Genomic DNA, 19,681 nt, shown 5'->3' with positions numbered 1-19,681 from the left:
TAACAAAATGAAAGACGATGATAAGGAAAAGTAGTATATACTATAATCCAAAGCGAGTCAGGGGCGGTGAGAGCCTGATGAGGCGGTATATGTGAAGAACACCTTGGAGTTGCTAACCGAAATTGAAGCTTGTATTCAAGAGTAGACTTAGACGGGAATCCGGCCTGTTACAAACCGGGAAGTATGTATTACATACGAGTTAAAGTTGGTCTTTATGACAAATTGGGTGGTACCGCGAAGTTTAACCTTTCGTCCCTTTATGGATGAAAGGTTTTTTTGTATTTAAATATATCAGCAAAGGAGAATTTCACTATGGAAAACACATTAGTAAAAAGTCTGTATAGAGATACAGAGAAATACGCAGATCAAACAGTACAAGTATCAGGTTGGATTCGTAACTTACGTGATTCAAAAGCATTTGGTTTCATCGAATTAAACGACGGTAGCTTTTTCAAAAGTGTTCAAATCGTTTTCGATACAGAATTAGATAACTTCAAAGAAATTGCGAAGCTTCCACTAAGCTCTTCAGTTAAAGTAGAGGGGAAAGTAATTGCAACACCTGGAGCAAAGCAACCATTTGAAATTAAAGCAGAAAAAATTGATGTTGAGGGCTTATCAGATTCTGATTACCCACTTCAAAAGAAGCGTCACACGTTTGAATACTTACGTACAATCGCTCACTTACGTCCAAGAACAAATGCATTCTCAGCAACATTCCGCGTGCGTTCTATCGCAGCGTTTGCGATCCATCAATTCTTCCAAGAGCGTGGTTTCGTACATGTTCACACACCAATTATCACTGGTAGTGATACAGAAGGTGCAGGCGAAATGTTCCGCGTAACAACGCAAGATTTAAACAACGTACCAAAAGGTGAAGACGGACAAGTTGATGAATCAAAAGACTTCTTCGGTAAAGAAACAAACTTAACGGTAAGTGGACAGCTGAATGCTGAAGCTTATGCATTAGCGTTCCGTGATGTGTACACATTTGGACCTACATTCCGTGCGGAAAACTCTAACACAACTCGCCACGCAGCTGAGTTCTGGATGGTTGAGCCTGAGATTGCATTCGCTGAATTAGGTGATGTAATGAACCTTACAGAAGATATGCTGAAATATGCAATGAAATACGTATTAGAGCATGCACCTGAAGAAATGGAATTCTTCAACAGCTTCGTTGATAAAACAGTTCTAGAACGTATGAACAACGTAATCAACTCTGACTTCGGTCGCATCACATATACAGAAGCAATTAAAGTACTTCAAGAGTCAGGCGCTGAATTCAAATACCCAGTAGAATGGGGTATTGACTTACAAACAGAGCACGAAAGATACTTATCAGAAGAAATCTTCAAACGCCCTGTATTCGTAACTGACTATCCGAAAGACATTAAAGCGTTCTATATGCGCCTTAATGAAGATGGAAAAACAGTAGCTGCTACTGACCTTCTAGTTCCTGGTATCGGCGAATTAATCGGCGGTAGCCAACGTGAAGAAAGAATGGACGTTTTAGTAGACAGAATTAAAGAATTAGGTATGAACGAAGAGGACTACTGGTGGTACTTAGAACTTAGAAAATACGGCGGTACAAAACACGCTGGATTTGGTCTAGGTTTCGAGCGCTTCCTAATGTACATCACTGGCATGGCTAACATCCGTGACGTAATTCCATTCCCAAGAACTCCAGGTTCTTCTGAATTCTAAAATATAAAAAAGCGAGAGGGAATCCTCTCGCTTTTTTATTTTGAATAGTTTATTACCTCGCAGCAAATAGTAACGCGAAGGGGTGAATGTAAATGGGTAAAAAAGTGAAAAAAGATCATTCTAGATCAAGCCTAGGTTCTCCAGAAGTGGAAGGACAAGGAACAACGACACATGAAACTGGTTCTCATAAAGTATCTTCATCAAATAAGAAGCAAAAACGAAGCTAATATAAAAGGGAGAGTCGTGGTGACTCTCCCTTTTATATAGGGAAATTAGTAAAAATGAGGTGGTTGAGCGATATGTTAGAGAGGAAAATAGTAAATGCAACTATATTGAATCGAGGCAATATGAAACAAAAAACAGGAGTTTGTAGGCTCCTGTTTTTGTCGATACTATTTTAATAAGCGAAACGCCTTTTCTGTATTAGCAAAATGCAGTTTCACAAACTCAGGTAGTCTTTCTTTTCCAAGCTTCTGAATGAGTTTAGCAGCGGCAATATCTACTTGTTTGCCAGCACCTTTCGGAAGTGGCATACCAGCTTTTTTGCTTAGTTCGTCAAATTGTTTTACAAATGAGTAACGAGCCAAAATGGAAGCAGCGGCTACCGCTAAGTGAACGCTCTCACCTTTCGTAGCGAAATAAACATTTTCACGCTGTACCTGTTTTTGTTTCGCTAAATATTTATAGTATGTATCAGGTTGCGTAAATTGGTCGATTAAGATGCCTTCTGGTGTTGTAGGCGCAATTTTTGCTAATAAGTTTGTGATGGCTTTATTGTGTAGTAAAGCTTTCAGTTTACCTTGGTTGTTTCCTTTATCAAATAGCTCATTATACTTTTCATTGTGAAGAACGAGAGAGCTATAAGGAACAACGTGAAGGAGTTGTTTTGCAATCTCAGCAATTTGGGCATCGTTTAAGTTTTTAGAGTCTTTTACACCAAGTTCTTTTAAAAGTGGAATCTGTTTTGCGTCCACATATACAGCAACGACCGTCATCGGGCCGAAGTAATCGCCAGTACCTACTTCATCGGATCCTACAATAGACATTGTACCGATGGAAGAGGGCGGGGCATAACGATGTGAGTTAGCCGATTTTTTTACAGCTGATTTTGGTGCTTGAGAGACAGTTTGCCAACGAGTAGCTTCTGCTTCAGCACGGCCACCTTGGAACATCACTTTGCCTGATTTATATGCTGTAATCGTGCAAGATGGAACTTTTGCCATAAAGATACCGCCTTGCGGAATTTTCGGGCTAAGCGCCTGTTTATATTGTTGTTTCATGTCTTCAATTACTGTAGAACTTGTTTGTAATACGATAGAATTTGACAAGATGGTCGCTCCTTTTTTATATTGTTATTTTTATCATATCGGATTGTTCTTTCTGTTTCCATATTATGATGGTTCATGGTATGATAAACTTTAGGATTCTGTACGTGATTGGAGGCCGGTGAGTTGTCACAACAAAAGGGAAAGAAAAGTCGAATTAATGTAGAAATCTATGGTCAGCAATATTCAGTTGTTGGCGATGAAAGTACAAGTCATATCCGCATGGTAGCAGCGATTGTGGATGATAAAATGCGCGAACTCAATGCCAAGAATCCTTCGCTTGATACGAGTAGACTAGCGGTATTGACGGCGGTAAACGTCATACACGATTACATAAAATTAAAAGAAGAACATGAGAAGCTGAAAGAAAGTATGACAAAAAAAGGAATGGAATAACATGATTGATATTATTATCATTTTACTGCTTGTTATGGGATTTTTCCTTGGCTTACGCAGAGGGTTCATTTTGCAACTTATAAAGTTAACAAGCTTTATTATCGCATACCTTGTTGCATACTGGTACTGTAAAGATTTAGCGCCAACACTTGCGAAATTTATTCCGTATCCATTTGATAAAAACGTATCTGTTCCAGAATGGATTGATGCAAATAATATTGAAACAGTATTTTATCAAGCAATTGCGTTTATCGTATTATTTATTATTACAAAAATCGCACTTTCATTACTTGGTAATTTGTTAAATATGTTTGCAGAAATACCGGTTTTAAAGCAAGTGAATGCACTTGCGGGGGCAATCCTCGGATTTTTAGAAGTGTATATTATTTTGTTTGTCTTAATTATTGTTGGAACAATTCTTCCAATTGAACAATTGCAAACACCATTACAAAAATCATCAATTAGCAAAATAATTATAGACGATACACCGATTCTTTCTGAAAAGGTGAAGGAACTATGGCAGACAGGTAGCAGAGTATAACTTCTCTTTTTTCGGAAAGAGAAGTTTTTTTCTATGAAAGAAAGGCGGGGGCAATGATGAAAGTAAATAAAAAACAAGTTATTAAATTATTGGAGACAATCGGCCTATTTATGGAATTAAAGGGCGCAAATCCATTTAAAATATCTGCATTCCGTAAAGCGGCGGCAGCGCTAGAAAGTGATGACCGTAGTCTTTCTGAAATTGAAGATTTCACAAAGATTCCGGGCATCGGAAAAGGAACCGCAGCGGTAATTCAAGAATATATAGAATCGGGAACATCTGAAGTACTACAAGAACTTGAAAAAGAAGTACCGAGCAGTTTATTACCGCTATTAAAACTACCAGGCCTTGGGGGTAAGAAGGTAGCTAAGTTATACAAAGAGCTTGGTGTTGTCGATATGGAAACGTTAAAAGCTGTTTGTGAGGAAAATAAAGTACAAGCTTTAGCAGGTTTCGGTAAAAAAACAGAAGAGAAAATATTGGAAGCAATTGATCAAGTAGGATCTCGTCCAGAGCGTTTACCAATTGCGATGGTATTGCCTATTGCCGGGGAAATAGAGGAGAAATTGTCGAATATTGCTGAGGTGATTCGTTTCTCCCGCGCTGGTAGTTTACGCCGTGTTCGTGAGACAGTGAAGGATTTAGACTTCATCATTGCAACGACAGAACCAGCAGTAGTACGTGAACATTTACTACAATTTGATAATATGATTGAAGTAATTGCGAGCGGGGATACGAAAGTATCTGTTCGTCTTCAATATGAATATGATATTTCAATTGATTTCCGCCTTGTAAAACCAGAAGAGTTTATTACAACTCTTCACCATTTCACAGGATCAAAAGACCATAACGTAAAAATGCGCCAAATCGCAAAGGATAAAGGCGAGAAAATTAGTGAGTATGGTGTGGAAATCTTAGAGACAGGTGAAGTGAAAACATTTGAAACGGAAGAGGAATTTTTTGCTCATTTCGGTCTTCCATTCATCCCGCCAGAAGTGCGTGAAGATGGAAAAGAAATTGAATTAATTAAAGAGTATCCGAACTTAATTCAGTTCTCTGACATACAAGGTGATTTACATATGCATACAACGTGGAGTGATGGTGCTTTTTCAATTGAAGAAATGGTACAAGCATGTCGCGCTCGTGGATATAAGTTTATGGCAATTACCGATCATTCACAATACTTGAAAGTAGCGAATGGCTTAACGAAAGAGCATCTTCGTGAGCAAGCAAAAGAAATTGAACGTATGAATGAAAAGTATCATGACATTACAATTTTACGCGGAATTGAAATGGACATTTTACCAGATGCGACACTTGATTTTGACGACGAAGTATTAGCTGAACTGGATTATGTAATCGGTGCAATTCACTCTAGTTTCTCACAAGATCGTGAAACGATTATGAAACGTCTTCGCACTGCGCTTGAGAATAAGCATGTCACAATGATTGCTCATCCGACAGGTCGTCTTCTTGGGCGCCGTGAGGGGTACGATGTAGATACAGATTTATTAATAGAACTCGCAAAAGAAACAAATACAGTTTTAGAATTAAATGCGAATCCGAACCGTCTAGATTTAAGTGCAAAATTATTAAAGCAAGCACAAGATGCAGGCGTAAAAGTAGCGATTAATACGGATGCTCACACACTTGAAATGTTAGAAGATATGGAAACAGGTGTAGCAGCAGCACGTAAAGGTTGGATTCAAAAAGATAACGTGATTAACACATGGGATATTGAACGTTTATTGGACTATATTAAACGTAATAAGTAACACAAGGGGGACCTGCAACATGTTAGAAAGAACGTTGCGTGTATTAGAATACAATAAAGTAAAAGAACAATTACTTGAACATACAGCCTCTTCACTTGGCCGTGATAAAGTGAAGAATTTAGTGCCGAGCACTGATTTTGAAGAAATTGTAGAAATGCAAGATACAACGGATGAAGCAGCGAAAGTCATTCGTTTAAAAGGTAGTGCACCATTAGGTGGTATTACGGATATTCGCTCAAATGTGAAGCGTGCAAAGATTGGAAGTATGTTAAGCCCAAATGAACTACTTGATATTGCCAATACGATGTATGGTAGTCGCAATATGAAACGTTTCATTGAAGATATGGTTGATAATGGTGTCGAGCTTCCAATTTTAGAAACTCATGTCGCTCAAATTGTATCTTTATATGATTTAGAAAAGAAAATTACAAATTGCATCGGTGACGGCGGTGAAGTAGTCGATAGCGCAAGTGATAAACTGCGTGGTATTCGTAACCAAATTCGTACTGCGGAAAGCCGTATCCGTGAGAAGTTAGAAAACATGACGCGTTCTTCAAATGCACAAAAAATGTTATCAGATGCGATTGTAACGATTCGTAACGAACGCTACGTAATCCCGGTAAAACAAGAATACCGCGGCGTATATGGCGGTATTGTTCACGATCAATCAGCTTCTGGGCAAACTTTATTTATTGAACCACAAGTCATTGTAGAATTAAATAACGCACTTCAAGAAGCACGAGTGAAAGAAAAACAAGAAATCGAACGCATCTTATTGATGTTAACAGAAGAAGTAGCAGTAGAAGCGGATATCGTTTTATCTAACGTAGAAGTAGTTGCCAATCTTGACTTCATTTTTGCGAAAGCTTTTTATGCGAAGCGAATTAAAGCAACGAAGCCAATCGTAAATAACGAGCGGTACATGGATTTAAGACAAGCACGTCATCCGCTTATTGATCCGGAAATTATTGTGCCAAATAACATTATGCTCGGTAAAGACTTCACAACAATTGTTATTACAGGGCCGAATACAGGTGGTAAAACAGTTACGCTGAAAACAGTTGGTATTTGTGTATTAATGGCGCAATCTGGTCTTCACATTCCAGTAATGGACGAGTCAGAGATTTGTGTATTTAAAAATATCTTTGCTGATATCGGTGATGAGCAATCGATTGAACAAAGTCTAAGTACGTTCTCCTCACATATGGTGAACATTGTAGATATTTTAGAAAAAGCTGATTTTGAAAGCTTAGTTTTATTCGATGAATTAGGTGCTGGAACAGATCCACAAGAAGGGGCTGCACTAGCAATTTCAATTTTGGATGAAGTATGTAACCGCGGTGCTCGCGTTGTTGCAACGACGCATTACCCGGAATTAAAAGCATACGGATATAACCGTGAGCAAGTTATTAATGCGAGTGTTGAGTTCGATGTGAATACATTAAGCCCAACGTACAAATTATTAATCGGTGTACCAGGACGTAGTAATGCCTTTGAAATTTCGAAGCGCCTTGGACTATCTGATCGAGTTATCGATCAAGCACGTAACCATATTAGTACAGATACAAATAAAATTGAAAATATGATTGCGAAGTTAGAAGAAAGTCAAAAGAACGCAGAGCGTGACTGGAACGAAGCAGAAGCGCTTCGCAAGCAATCTGAAAAACTTCATCGTGAATTACAGCGTCAAATTATTGAATTTAACGAAGAGCGTGATGAAAAATTATTAAAAGCGCAAAAAGAAGGGGAAGAAAAAGTCGAAGCTGCAAAGAAAGAAGCAGAAGGCATTATTCAAGAACTTCGTCAATTGCGTAAAGCACAGCTTGTAAACGTGAAAGACCATGAACTTATTGAAGCGAAGAGCCGTCTAGAAGGGGCAGCGCCAGAGCTTGTGAAGAAACAAAAAGTAAACGTGAAAAACACAGCGCCGAAACAACAATTACGAGCAGGCGATGAAGTAAAAGTGTTAACGTTCGGTCAAAAAGGTCAACTACTTGAAAAAGTAAGTGATACAGAGTGGAGCGTACAAATTGGTATTCTGAAGATGAAAGTGAAAGAATCCAATATGGAATACATTAATACACCGAAGCAAACTGAGAAAAAAGTAGTCGCAAGTGTGAAGGGTAGAGATTATCACGTTTCATTAGAGCTTGACCTTCGCGGTGAACGTTATGAAGATGCAATGATGCGCGTTGAAAAATATTTAGATGATGCACAGCTTGCAAGCTATCCGCGCGTATCGATCATTCACGGTAAAGGAACAGGAGCGCTTCGCCAAGGTGTACAAGATTACTTGAAGAAGCATCGCGGCGTGAAAAACTACCGCTACGGTGATATGGGCGAGGGAGGCCTAGGCGTAACAGTTGTCGAATTAAAATAGCAAACAACCAAACAAAAGGGGAAACCATTATATGTTTATGGACAAACTTGCAAAAGTATTGTTAGCTTGTTGCGGAATATTTTTGGTGATTGGGGTTATTTATTTAGTTGTTTTTGCGAAGTAAAGGAGCGTCAATCTTGGCATAATGATATTGCCATGGATTGACGCTTTTAATCTATAAGAAAAGGAATAAAACATGAAAATCAACCAATACATAAGCGAAGCAAAATCCTGCTCAAGACGCGAGACAGATCGTCTCATCAAAGCAGGGCGTGTCGCGATTAACGGTGAAATATGTACGCACGGTACAATCGTTAACGAAGGTGATGTTGTAACGATTGATGGACAGGTAGTTGCAAAAGAAGAGAAAGAAAAAGTGTATATTGCTTTCCATAAACCAGTTGGCATTACTTGTACGGCAGCCGATCATATTGAAGATAATATTATTGATTATATCAATTACCCAGAACGAATCTTTCCTGTTGGGCGGTTAGATAAAGCATCGGAAGGACTCATTTTATTAACGAATGATGGTACGATCGCGAATCAAATTTTGCACGGTGATCATGAGCATGAAAAAGAATATGTTGTTACGGTCGATAAGCCTTTTACAGATTGGTTTATTGATATGATGTCCAGCGGTGTAAAGATTAAAGATGGAATGACGAAACCATGTAAAGTGACGAGAGTTGACCAATCTACATTTCGCATCGTTTTAACACAAGGAATGAATAGACAAATTCGTAGAATGAGTCGTGCTTTCGGGTATACAGTAACAAAGTTGAAGCGAGTTCGCATTATGAATATAGAGCTAAATGAACTTGAAACCGGAAAATGGCGGAACATTACAGCTGAAGAATTAGAAAGATTGATGGGGCAAATATAGGGGGAAATGTTTTCTCCCTATATTTTTTTGTCAGAAAAAATAAAACTATTGATTTTTTAAAAAATAGCCCATATAATAAAAAACAACAAGTTTCGACAAGATATTTTATAAAAGTAATGATGAGGACACGAGTTGTTTTTTACGATTCTCAGAGAGGGAAGCCTTAGGCTGTGAGCTTCCTAATACGGAAAGACATACTTACCACCTCTAAACTTCAAGAGTGAACTGCATGATGCATTGTAATTCTTGGCGGATAAAACCGTTATCAATTTACACGAGCTATAAAATGAGCTTATTTCGTTATAAATTCATTTTATTAGAATAAGGGTGGAACCACGATTTCAACACTCGTCCCTTTGTTAGGGACGGGTGTTTTTTGCGTTCTTTTATAGGGAAGTATGCTTGAAAGAGGAAATGTGACGGAATTTAATTCAGAATATTTTGTTAATCTGATAATTATATAGGAGGTTAGTAGAAATGAAATCGTCTTTAAAGTTTTCTGAGATGTTTGCAATAAGTTTAATGTTATTTGCATTGTTTTTCGGTGCAGGTAATATGATCTTCCCACCAGCGTTAGGACAAGGTGCTGGAACGGATGTATGGATTGCGTTGTTTGGTTTTATCGTAACAGGTGTGGGACTTCCTTTATTAGGGGTTATTGTTATAGCTTTAAAAGGAGATATTAATGAACTGGCAGGACGTGTACACCCTGTATTCGCACTTATTTTTATCACTGCAATTTATTTATGTTTAGGTGTATTTGTTAGTGTACCACGTACAGGAACTGTTGCTTATGAAATGAGTGTTGCACCGTTTTTACCAAGTGAGGTAGCTGGTCAATCATATCCACTTGTTATCTTTACATTTATTTTCTTTGCAGTAACTTTCTATTTAGCTTTAAACCCATCGAAATTAGTGGGCCGCATCGGTAAAGTGTTAACACCAATTTTATTAGCTGTCATTGCAATTATTGTAGCGAAAGCAATTATGACACCAATTGGAGAGTTTGGTGCACCGACAGAAGCGTATAGTGCTCCACTCTTTAAAGGCTTTATTGACGGATATTTAACTTTAGATGGACTTGCAGCACTTGTTTTCGGAAATGTTGTAATTAATGCTTTAAAAGCAAAAGGTATTACAAATAAAAATAGCATTGCGAAAGTAACAATTTTTGCAGGATTTATTGCAGCACTTGGCTTACTACTTGTTTATTTAGCGCTTGCTTACCTTGGAGCTTCTAGTGTTTCACTTGGCATGGGAGCAAACGGCGGAATTATTTTAACAAACGTAGTGACTCATTTATTTGGCAATTACGGAACGTTATTACTTGGTATCGCAATTACAGCAGCATGTTTAACAACTTCTGTAGGTATTGTTGCAGCTTGTGGGGAATACTTCTCTTCTTTATTACCAAAGCTTTCTTATCAAAAAGTTGTTTTCATTTTCTGTGTATTAGCATTTATGGTAGCAAATCTTGGTTTAACTCAGTTAAATGCATTAGCATTACCAATCTTAATTGCAATTTACCCAATTGGTATTGTACTTATCGTATTATCACTCGTTGAAAATTACGTTCGTCTTCCATTAGCAATGTATGTAGGCGGTATTATAGGGGCGTTCGCGATTAGCTTCTTTGATGGATTGCACAATGCAAATCTTCAAATTGCCGCATTAGCACCTATTTTAGATAAGATTCCATTATATAGTGTAGGGATTGGCTGGTTAGTTCCAGGTATGATCGGTATAGGAATTGGTTATATAGTTTCTAAGTTTCAAAAGCAAGAAATTGCTGTAGAAAAATAAAGAAAAGAGGCTTTCTATGAAAAAAAGTCTCTTTTATATAAGTTTTTTCGGTTATTGTAGATAGTAAGATGTTCACTTCAAAAGTTAGTAAATATATAGCGGTTATGCGAGAGGATAGGCTAGTTGTACTAGCAAAGCAATAATATGGTATAGTGAAACGAGGCTGTTTTTTCAGTCTCGTTTTTTAAATGCTTCCTATGGTTAGAAAGCATTCAAATGGAAAGGAAGACATTACATGCGATCTGAAGTAACTATAAAAATAAAACCGAAGTTTATAAAAGAAATTAAAAGTGGATATCCACTTATATTAAAAGATGCTATTCAAAATTTAAATGATGTACGTGAAGAAGGGACAATCATCAAAGTAGTGGATGAGAAGAACCAATTCATCGGAAAAGGCTATTACGGAAAACAAAATAAAGGATATGGATGGATTTTAACGAGAAAAGAGAAGGAGCAAATTAATCAACCTTTCTTTGAAAGTAAAATCAAATCTGCTTTACATAAACGAAAAGATTTTTATAAATCAAATGATACAACAGCATTCCGTGTTGTGAATGGTGAGGGTGATGGCCTTGGTGGTTTAATCATCGATTATTATGACGGTTATTACGTAATAAGTTGGTATAGTGAAGGGATTTATACTTTCCGCGATGAAATCGTAGAAGCACTTCAAAAAGTAGCAAACTTTAAGGGTATTTATGAGAAAAAGCGTTTTGATACGAAAGGGAAATACATTGAAGATGATGATTTCGTAGCAGGTGAGCGCGGTGAGTTTCCACTTATCGTAAAAGAAAACGGTGTAAACTTTGCTGTATATTTAAATGACGGGGCGATGGTTGGTGTATTTTTAGATCAGCGTAACGTTCGAAAACAAATTCGTGATAAATATGCAAAAGGAAGAACAGTTTTAAATATGTTCTCTTATACTGGAGCTTTTTCTGTATTTGCAGCACTTGGCGGCGCAAGTAAAACAACGAGTGTTGACCTTGCAAATCGTAGTTTAAGTAAAACGATCGAGCAGTTCAGTGTAAATGGAATTGATTACGAAGCGCAAGATATTATTGTAGAAGACGTATTTCTATATTTCAAATATGCAGCTAAGAAAAAGATGAGATTTGATATGGTTGTACTTGATCCTCCAAGTTTTGCACGTTCGAAAAAATATACATTCAGTGCAGCGAAAGATTATAAAAATTTATTAAAAGAAACAATTGCCATTACAGAAAATAACGGTATTATCGTAGCTTCTACAAATTGTAGCGCATTCGATATGAAAAAATTTAAAGGCTTTATCGATACAGCATTTAAAGAAATGAACGGCAAATATAAAATATTAGAAGAACATTCTTTACCCGAAGATTTCCGTACAATTGATCAATTTAAAGAGGGAGACTATTTAAAAGTAGTTTTCGTCGAAAAAATTAAAGGGTAATGAAAATAAGAAAAGGAGCTCAATTTTAAATGAGCTCCTTTTCTTTATTGAACAATATTTTGTACTCTACCAACCTGTCCGTCCTGCAATCTTACTTTAATGCCGTGCGGATGGGAAGGGGAATTCGTTAAAATATCTTTTACAATTCCTCTTGTTAACTTACCAGTTCGTTGATCTTGTTTTAACACAATATCAACTTCAAGACCTGGCGCGATGTTAGATCGTTTTTGCCCGTTCATTTACACACCTGTACGTCTACGTTGGTTGTTTGTTTTCTTCGTTTGTTGGTTTTGTAATTTTTTCGTTGCTTGGCTTTGATTTGTATTATTTGAACCATTTCCATTTCCTTGCTTTTTCTTTGCAAGTTGTTCGCGCATTAAATCAGCTAAGCTTACTTTTTTGTTTTCTGACATGATAAGTCTCCTTTATATAAAGTTAATTATGAACAATAGTAGTGAATTTCATCATATCATTGTTAAGGAAGGAAGGGAAGTTGGTTTGAAAATTCATATAATTCTTTCCAGCATTCATTCGTTGCGATACAATTGAAATGTTAATGTTTGTAAAAAGGGGATGAGAATATGTCACATCATATTTTATTAGTTGAAGATGATGTCTCAATTCAAGAGATGGTTGAAACATATTTAGTAAAAGAAGGTTTTCAAGTTAAAATCGCATCTGATGGAGAAGAAGGAGTTACCGCATTTTTAAAAGGTTCATTTGATTTGATCATTCTCGATATTATGATGCCGAAGTTAGATGGCTTAGAGGTTGTGCGAATCATTCGAGAGAAAAGTGCCGTTCCGATTTTAATGATGTCAGCGAAGGATACAGATGTTGATAAGGCAGTTGGTTTAGGTCTTGGAGCGGATGATTACATTTGTAAACCGTTTTCTATGATTGAACTAGCAGCGCGTGTAAAAGCTGCTATTCGAAGATCTACAAAGTATTCAGCTGTGGAATCAAAAGATGAGACCATTCAGATTGGTGATTTAATAATTGACCCAATTAATTTTACTGTAGAGAAAAAGGGAAGACAGCTTAAACTTACTTTAAAAGAATTTGAGATTTTAAAACTGTTTGTAAAGAACCAAAATCGTGTATTTACGAAAGCGCAAATCTATTCACTAATTTGGAATGAAGAATATTATGGTGATGACAACGTTATTAATGTCCATATGAGAAGATTGCGCGAGAAAATTGAAACTGATCCATCTAACCCAGCGTATGTAAAAACATTGTGGGGCATCGGTTATAAGCTGGAAGGGATGTAGTATGGTTACTTTTTTAACGGCCGTTATTTTTATATTGTTAATAATAATTTATGTACAATATAAAATTCGAAAAAATAATAGTAGAAATTTACGTTATACATATGAAAAATTAGACGATATTGTAAAAGAGAAAACTGGTGAGAAGCTATTAATTATGACAGATGATAAAGAACTGCAAAAACTATTAGTTACTATTAATCATTTGTTAGATGCGAAACAGAAAACGAATGCAGATCATGCGAAAGTAGAAATTTCAATGAGAAAAATGCTTTCGAACATCTCACATGATTTAAAAACGCCGCTTACCGTCATTCTTGGATATACAGAAATGTTAAATGTAGATAAAACGATAAATGGAGAAGAACGGCAATTATTATTACAAAAGGTACATGTGAAAACATTAGAAGTAATGGAACTGATTCATAAGTTTTTCGATTTAGCAAAATTGGAATCTGGTGATAAAGCAATTGAAATAACGAAGATAAGCATGAATGAAATATGCAGGGAAAAGATTTTATCGTTTTATGATTTAGTAACCTCGAAAGGATTCGAGGTTCATATTGATATACCAGAGAGAAATATATATGCATTTGGAAATGCAGAAGTGATTGGAAGGGTGTTAAACAATTTAATATCAAATGCGATTGCCTATGGATATGATGGGAAGACGCTCGGTATGGTATTAAGAGAGGATGAAACGAGTGTGTATATAGACGTATGGGATAAAGGGAAAGGAATTGATGAATCTCATATTGATAAAGTATTTGAGCGTATGTACACACTTGAAGATTCAAGAAATAGATTGTACCAGGGCAGTGGTCTAGGTTTAACGATTACGAAAAGGCTTGTAGAAGCAATGGATGGAAAAATTCATCTTTCTAGTAAGCCATATGAAAAAACAACTTTCACAATTATACTGAAAAAAATGAAGTTTTAGCTTGTAGAGAAGGTTATTCTACAAGCTTTTTTTGAACGTAAGGAATTTGTAAGGAACGGGTAAGAAAAAAGAGATTTCCGTTGTCTATTATAGAAATATAGAGTAGTGCGAAAGGGGAAAGTGACATGACATATATATTAAAAACGAACCAGTTAACGAAAGTATTCGAAGGAAAAGAAGTTATTTCTGGTGTCAACATGCATGTGAAAAAAGGAGAAATTTATGGCTTTTTAGGACCGAATGGTGCTGGTAAAACAACAATTATGAAAATGATTACAAATTTGATTAAACCGACGAGCGGAGATATTGAAATTTTCGGTGAGAAATTAACAGATACATCTTATGAATTGTTAAAGCGTATGGGAACGATTATTGAATATCCGATTTTTTATGATAAATTAACGGCGAAGGAAAATCTGGATTTACATTGTGAATACATGGGCTATTACGATAAGAACGCAATTGATCATGCTTTGAATTTAGTGAAACTGCACGGCATAGATAATAAAAAAGTAAAAGATTTTTCATTAGGGATGAAACAAAGACTAGGTATTGCAAGAGCAATCATGACAAAGCCAGAGCTCCTCATTTTAGATGAACCGATTAACGGATTAGATCCAATTGGTATTAAAGAATTACGAGACTTGTTTAAAATGCTCTGCAAAGAATATGGCATTACTTTATTAGTTTCTAGTCATATTTTAGGTGAGATGGAACAAATGGCAGATACAATCGGTGTTATCCAAAATGGGAAGCTAATAAAAGAAGTTTCGATGAAGAGTATTAATGGAAAACAAACAGAGTACATTGAAATTACTATTCCTGATGTGAAACGTGCAGCTTATATTTTAGAAGATAAACTAGGTATAAAAAATTACAAAATAATGAGTGGAAATATGATTCGTGTTTATGAAGTGGCGGTGACGCAGCAAGCAATTTCAAAAGCACTTATTATGAACGATGTGGAAATTGAAAGTATTAATAAGAAACATAGCTCTTTAGAAGAGTATTTCTTAAATGTAATGGATGGAGAGGGCATCCATGCGTAATGTAACTACAGCGAGGGGCTATGATGATGAATGCATTAATACTGAATCTTATAGCGGGATTTATCGTAATGCTGATAAGTGGAATTTTATATTATAGAAAACCAGAACGAAAGTGGATTCTAATTTTACTAGTAATAGGAATAGTAAGTGTAATTACAGCTGGAATTAGAATGTTAGTAATGTAGAGACGGTAATGGAGGTGTGGTTTATATGTTTAGATTAATGAAGCTTGAATGGAAGAAACATCAATTATCTAGTTACTTTAAAGGTGTAGCAATTTGTATTATAGCAATTTTTGTTGCGGTAAGCCTTATGGGGTTGGGAGCAAAAGGTGAAGAAGATGCGGCGCTCACTGATTTCGCAAAATATATGGCTTTAGTAAATATTTTTATTAGAACAACATTCATTATTTTTAGTTCGGTCATTTTATCCCGTTTAGTAATTGATGAGTATAAGAACAAAACAATGCAATTATTGTTTATGTACCCACTGCAAAGGAAAATGGTAATGAGAGCGAAATTAACAATTGTTTTTGGTTTTTGTTTTGTGAGCACGGTTATCGCTACTTTCATTATTAGTTTGCTCATATTTTTTGTGAATCCAATGATGGGAGTAATTGAAACGCCTGTTACGATAGGCGAAATAATAGCTACTGTTCCAGCTACTTTTATAAGTGCATTTATGATATCTGGTATAAGTTTAGTTCCTTTATTTTTTGGGATGAGAAAGAAATCGACACCGACAACGATTACTTCTGCAGTAATAATCGGGATGATAATGAACAGTAACGTTGGAAACAATCAAGTAAGTATGTATGATTTTATAGTTATCCCAATTGCGCTCTGTTTATTAGGGATTTTTATTAGTTATCTTTCGTATCGTAAAATCGATAAGATCGATGTGGCGTGAAGCAAGCCTAATACAACAACGAACTGGGGTATGAATAGTGAAAAAAATAATAGTAATTGCAATATTATTGATTACAATTGCTAGTGTGGTTTTTGGTTTTAAGACATTTCAGGGAAAAGATTTTAAGAAAGAAAATTCTTTTGAGATAAATAATATAAAAGAAATAGAAGTGGACAGCGAAAACTGGGATATTGAATTTAAAAGTACAGACTCTAATAAAATAGTAATTTCCGCTCAAGGTCAACGATTAGATAAAGATCTAGATCCTGTTAAAATAGAAAATGACGGAAAGAAAATTGTGATTAAGCAAAAACAAAAGATGACTAAATTTTTTAATAGTTTTACGTTTAGGAAGAAAAATATCATTTCTATATCTATTCCGAAGAAAGAAATAGATAAAATTGTATTAAATAATAAATCGGGTAATGTGAAAATAAGCGATATAGTAGTAAAAAGTATCGTGACAAAAAGCAAGTCGGGAGATGAAATGTTTGCAGGACTATCGGCGGAAAAGGGTGAGTTCACATCCGAAAGTGGAGATTTAATTTTAAAAGATAGTTCATTACAAGAAGTAAATGTAGCTTCTACTACTGGCGATAATTATGTGAAAAATGTAAAAAACGAAAATATGAACATCACTTCAACATCGGGTGAAGTATTACTGAAAGATATGACAGAAGGAAAATCATTATTTGTAGAAACAAAATCAGGCGATATTGGCGTAAGGTATAAGGGTGCTCCGACTTCATTGAAACTTACGGCTAAAAGTAATTCGACTGACATAATGGTAGATTTAAACGGACTTAAGAAAGATAAAAATACAGAAAAGATAAAAGAAGGAACTATTGGTGATGCGACAAATAAAGTAAAGGTTGTAAGTGAAACAGGGGTAATTTATATCGATTAAACCTTAAATAAAAGGAAGGAGGACTGTCATGCTACGTCTTATGAAGCTAGAATTGAAGAAGCTTAAGTTTGGATGGTATGTGAAGGGAGCAATTATTGCAAATATCGCTATACTGGCGCTATTAATCTCTGTTGGTTATGTTGCTCAAATAGAAGGTGATCCAGAAATAAGGGATCCTCAAGCAATTTTGTTGATGGCTAGTGCGTCAGTAAGAGGAACATTTATTATTTTTGGTGGTGTACTAATAGCCAAGTTAATAATTGATGAATATAAAAATAAAACAATACTACTTATGTTCTCTTATCCAATTAACCGAAAGAAAATGATGGCTAGTAAGTTGGCCATTACAGCAATATTAACATTCATAACAGTTATTTTATCTAATATTCTTGTAGTAGGACTTTTCTTTGGGATAGATAGTTATTTTTCAATTCTTCCTAATTCCTTCACAGTAGATCAATTGATTCAAGAAGGGGCAAATCTTGTTCCTTTAGCGATTGCAACTGCAGGAATAAGTTTAATTCCCTTATACTTCGGAATGCGTAAACATTCGGTACCAACTACAATCGTTTCATCTATTATCGTTGTGCTAATTGCAATTAATAACCAGCCAATGTTTTCTATAGCGACTTTTCTCCCTCTCCAACTAGCATTTGCAGCTATTGGAATTGTAATTGCATATTACGGAATTAAAAATATTGAGAGGGAAGATGTAGCAGCGTGACAAGAATATGTGAAAAAGAGCTGGCGTGACGCCAACTCTTTTTGTATATGTATACTTAATTACTACTCTGTAAATTTGTAGTGTTTACTCAAATACTCTTGAACTCCTGGAGAAATATTAAAGCGATTAGGACCTTTATATTCGATAGTAAACTCTCCATCTTCATTTGTTTCAAAAGAGACCGCATAGCTATCCATTTTAGAATCGTAAGAAGTATTCTTAACCTTCGCATTTAGATTAAAGTATTTTGTAATATAATTTTTAGATTCAGAAATTGCTGTTTGTTTCTCCCATGGGGTACCATTACATGTGAAGTAAATAGATAACCCGATAACTCCAATGATAGAAGTTAGTAGAAGAGTTCCTATTTTTATTTTTTTATTTTTCGTAATCAATCCAGTTCCCCTTTCCTAATAATATGAATTTATTTTAACCTATCTTCCTCGTAAAACAACCATTTAATAGAAAATAGTTTCACATGAAACAAGTTACAGAAAAAGACAAGGTACGTAAACACCTTGTCTTTTTCTGTCATTACATTTTAGGAGCTTCCATTCCAGCCGCAGCCCACTCTTCTTTTGCAGGACCGTATACACCAGGAACTGTTAATCCAGCTTGTCGCATTAAAACCGTCATTTGTCCGCGGTGGTGATTTTGATGATTAATGAGTGTCATTAAAAATATAGAATTCGGCATAGGGCGACCAAAGAAGTCATTAATAGTAGATAAGTCTTTATCTGCCCATTCACTTTGAAGTGCTTCAACAAAAGCTGCATTCACTTTGCGATACCCATCTGCAATTGTTTTTGCTGAAGTTGGAACAGGATAATCTTTCGTTTCGCCTTCAAACTTTAATCCTGTCCCTGATAGCATAATTGGAATTGCAGTAACGATATGCCAAGCAACTCGTCCTAAAGTCCAGTGCCCAGGCGCAATTTCCTGTGATAAAGATTCATCCGTTAATGCATCGAGCATCTTCTGAGTAGACTCAGCCTCGTATGTCCATGATTGTAAAAAGCCTTCAATTGTTTGGTACATGTTATCCCCCCTATTTTCGTTCATAGATTAAATTCGTGAGAGATAATATAATCCCTGTTTAATAAAGAACATTTAATCAAGTATTGCTACAATATAGAAATAACTAGGAAATATTTGTGGAAGTGTCAGGAAACTGACGAGTTCATTCGTATACTTAGTGAGTAGAGAATGGAATAAAGGGTGGTGATAAGGATGAAAGAAATAGAGATAGTAGAGGGATTACGAAAAAGAGATAGTAGAGGGATTACGAAAAAGAGACATGTTAGCATTGCTTGCAACGACTTCCTTTAGTGCAACAATAATTACAACTCTTGCAGCTGGAAGTGCCATTAGTTTGCAATTATTTGGTTTGGTAGCTGTTGCAACATTATCAACAGCTACTCCAGAAGCGGTATTAACAATTATAAGATTAAGCTAAATACTAATAACTCTCTTATTCTATTAAAATTAGGAGAGTTTATACATATAAGAAGAAGTTAATGAAGTAAAGCATAGTTATACAGAAGTCAGAATATTATGATTGTAACGTTGTTATGACTATAATATAATGAAAACAACCATCATGAATGAACATTCATTTATTTTCGCAAATATTGGA

General features: G+C 35.7%; 21 protein-coding genes, 1 pseudogene and 2 other annotated features. Of the genes and pseudogenes, 17 read left to right on the top strand and 5 right to left on the bottom strand.

The annotated features are described in order from the left end of the window. The first annotated feature begins 8 nt into the window (after positions 1-8). Positions 9-260: a binding site (T-box leader), on the top strand. A 52-nt stretch (positions 261-312) separates the two neighbouring features. Both asnS and ACTFQM_RS17605 read left to right on the top strand, forming a co-directional pair. Further along, complete coding sequence (gene asnS / locus ACTFQM_RS17610) at positions 313-1,704, top strand: asparagine--tRNA ligase (RefSeq protein WP_440035414.1); 1,392 nt, start codon at positions 313-315, stop codon at positions 1,702-1,704. Positions 1,705-1,796: 92 nt separating this feature from the next. Further along, positions 1,797-1,931 (top strand): YuzL family protein, encoded by a 135-nt coding sequence (locus tag ACTFQM_RS17605; RefSeq protein WP_002173687.1) that lies wholly within the window; start codon positions 1,797-1,799, stop codon positions 1,929-1,931. A 165-nt stretch (positions 1,932-2,096) separates the two neighbouring features. Here the strand turns inward: ACTFQM_RS17605 and rnhC are convergent, their stop codons facing one another. Continuing rightward, positions 2,097-3,032 (bottom strand): ribonuclease HIII, encoded by a 936-nt coding sequence (rnhC, locus tag ACTFQM_RS17600; protein WP_328046446.1) that lies wholly within the window; start codon positions 3,030-3,032, stop codon positions 2,097-2,099. 123 nt (positions 3,033-3,155) lie between these two features. Here rnhC and zapA point away from each other — a divergent pair, with 123 nt between their 5' ends. The 7 genes from zapA (at position 3,156) to ACTFQM_RS17565 (ending at position 12,245) form a co-directional block, all read left to right on the top strand. Continuing rightward, positions 3,156-3,425: a cell division protein ZapA gene (gene zapA / locus ACTFQM_RS17595; protein WP_000082701.1), complete on the top strand. Its 270-nt coding sequence runs from the start codon at positions 3,156-3,158 to the stop codon at positions 3,423-3,425. Between the two features lies 1 nt (position 3,426). After that, a complete protein-coding gene (locus ACTFQM_RS17590; RefSeq protein ID WP_002173684.1) occupies positions 3,427-3,966 on the top strand; it encodes a CvpA family protein in 540 nt (179 codons plus the stop codon). Between the two features lie 56 nt (positions 3,967-4,022). Continuing rightward, positions 4,023-5,741: a DNA polymerase/3'-5' exonuclease PolX gene (gene polX, locus ACTFQM_RS17585; RefSeq protein ID WP_440035817.1), complete on the top strand. Its 1,719-nt coding sequence runs from the start codon at positions 4,023-4,025 to the stop codon at positions 5,739-5,741. Positions 5,742-5,760: 19 nt separating this feature from the next. After that, positions 5,761-8,121, top strand: a complete 2,361-nt coding sequence (locus tag ACTFQM_RS17580) for an endonuclease MutS2 (protein ID WP_440035413.1) — start codon at positions 5,761-5,763, stop codon at positions 8,119-8,121. 196 nt (positions 8,122-8,317) lie between these two features. Next, a complete protein-coding gene (locus tag ACTFQM_RS17575; protein WP_002173681.1) occupies positions 8,318-9,007 on the top strand; it encodes a 23S rRNA pseudouridine(2604) synthase RluF in 690 nt (229 codons plus the stop codon). A gap of 107 nt (positions 9,008-9,114) precedes the next feature. Next, positions 9,115-9,366 (top strand) — a binding site (T-box leader). Positions 9,367-9,484: 118 nt separating this feature from the next. Further along, entirely contained in the window at positions 9,485-10,810 is a 1,326-nt protein-coding gene (gene brnQ6 / locus ACTFQM_RS17570) for a branched-chain amino acid transport system II carrier protein BrnQ6 (RefSeq protein ID WP_025147539.1), read from the top strand. Between the two features lie 235 nt (positions 10,811-11,045). Further along, a complete protein-coding gene (locus ACTFQM_RS17565; protein ID WP_440035410.1) occupies positions 11,046-12,245 on the top strand; it encodes a class I SAM-dependent rRNA methyltransferase in 1,200 nt (399 codons plus the stop codon). A 44-nt stretch (positions 12,246-12,289) separates the two neighbouring features. Here the strand turns inward: ACTFQM_RS17565 and ACTFQM_RS17560 are convergent, their stop codons facing one another. Together ACTFQM_RS17560 and ACTFQM_RS17555 are read right to left on the bottom strand one after the other, a co-directional pair. Continuing rightward, complete coding sequence (locus ACTFQM_RS17560; protein WP_001014310.1) at positions 12,290-12,484, bottom strand: YwbE family protein; 195 nt, start codon at positions 12,482-12,484, stop codon at positions 12,290-12,292. Next, the gene (locus ACTFQM_RS17555; protein ID WP_001293584.1) at positions 12,485-12,658 is read right to left on the bottom strand and encodes a hypothetical protein; all 174 of its coding nucleotides are present in this window, start codon (positions 12,656-12,658) and stop codon (positions 12,485-12,487) included. It abuts the gene before it with no gap. Between the two features lie 168 nt (positions 12,659-12,826). Between ACTFQM_RS17555 and ACTFQM_RS17550 the strand changes: the two genes are divergently transcribed. From ACTFQM_RS17550 to ACTFQM_RS17520, 7 genes are all read left to right on the top strand, one after another. After that, positions 12,827-13,519 (top strand): response regulator transcription factor, encoded by a 693-nt coding sequence (locus tag ACTFQM_RS17550; RefSeq protein ID WP_440035407.1) that lies wholly within the window; start codon positions 12,827-12,829, stop codon positions 13,517-13,519. 1 nt (position 13,520) lies between these two features. Continuing rightward, positions 13,521-14,456 (top strand): HAMP domain-containing histidine kinase, encoded by a 936-nt coding sequence (locus ACTFQM_RS17545; RefSeq protein ID WP_440035406.1) that lies wholly within the window; start codon positions 13,521-13,523, stop codon positions 14,454-14,456. 125 nt (positions 14,457-14,581) lie between these two features. Continuing rightward, positions 14,582-15,505 (top strand): ABC transporter ATP-binding protein, encoded by a 924-nt coding sequence (locus ACTFQM_RS17540; RefSeq protein ID WP_048372931.1) that lies wholly within the window; start codon positions 14,582-14,584, stop codon positions 15,503-15,505. A gap of 26 nt (positions 15,506-15,531) precedes the next feature. Then, positions 15,532-15,690: a hypothetical protein gene (locus tag ACTFQM_RS17535; RefSeq protein ID WP_440035834.1), complete on the top strand. Its 159-nt coding sequence runs from the start codon at positions 15,532-15,534 to the stop codon at positions 15,688-15,690. A gap of 25 nt (positions 15,691-15,715) precedes the next feature. After that, positions 15,716-16,414, top strand: a complete 699-nt coding sequence (locus tag ACTFQM_RS17530) for an ABC transporter permease (RefSeq protein WP_440035403.1) — start codon at positions 15,716-15,718, stop codon at positions 16,412-16,414. A 37-nt stretch (positions 16,415-16,451) separates the two neighbouring features. Beyond that, on the top strand, positions 16,452-17,321 hold the full coding sequence (locus ACTFQM_RS17525; protein WP_440035400.1) for a DUF4097 family beta strand repeat-containing protein: 870 nt from the start codon (positions 16,452-16,454) through the stop codon (positions 17,319-17,321). Positions 17,322-17,349: 28 nt separating this feature from the next. Next, a complete protein-coding gene (locus tag ACTFQM_RS17520) occupies positions 17,350-18,045 on the top strand; it encodes an ABC transporter permease (RefSeq protein WP_440035398.1) in 696 nt (231 codons plus the stop codon). Between the two features lie 62 nt (positions 18,046-18,107). Here the strand turns inward: ACTFQM_RS17520 and ACTFQM_RS17515 are convergent, their stop codons facing one another. Together ACTFQM_RS17515 and ACTFQM_RS17510 are read right to left on the bottom strand one after the other, a co-directional pair. Then, positions 18,108-18,440, bottom strand: coding sequence for a YfjL-like protein (locus ACTFQM_RS17515; protein ID WP_440035395.1), 333 nt, complete (start codon positions 18,438-18,440; stop codon positions 18,108-18,110). Positions 18,441-18,579: 139 nt separating this feature from the next. Beyond that, a complete protein-coding gene (locus ACTFQM_RS17510) occupies positions 18,580-19,083 on the bottom strand; it encodes a DinB family protein (protein WP_440035393.1) in 504 nt (167 codons plus the stop codon). Positions 19,084-19,354: 271 nt separating this feature from the next. Between ACTFQM_RS17510 and ACTFQM_RS17505 the strand changes: the two are divergent. Next, positions 19,355-19,501, top strand: a pseudogene (locus tag ACTFQM_RS17505) (BclA C-terminal domain-containing protein); the annotation flags it as partial. Positions 19,502-19,681: the final 180 nt, after the last annotated feature.

Origin of the sequence: Bacillus cereus group sp. MYBK30-2, assembly GCF_051915945.1 — a bacterium.
Lineage (GTDB): Bacteria > Bacillota > Bacilli > Bacillales > Bacillaceae_G > Bacillus_A > Bacillus_A paramycoides.
The sequence above is the reverse complement of the archived record's forward strand: the minus strand, read 5'-3'. Positions and strand labels throughout refer to the sequence as shown.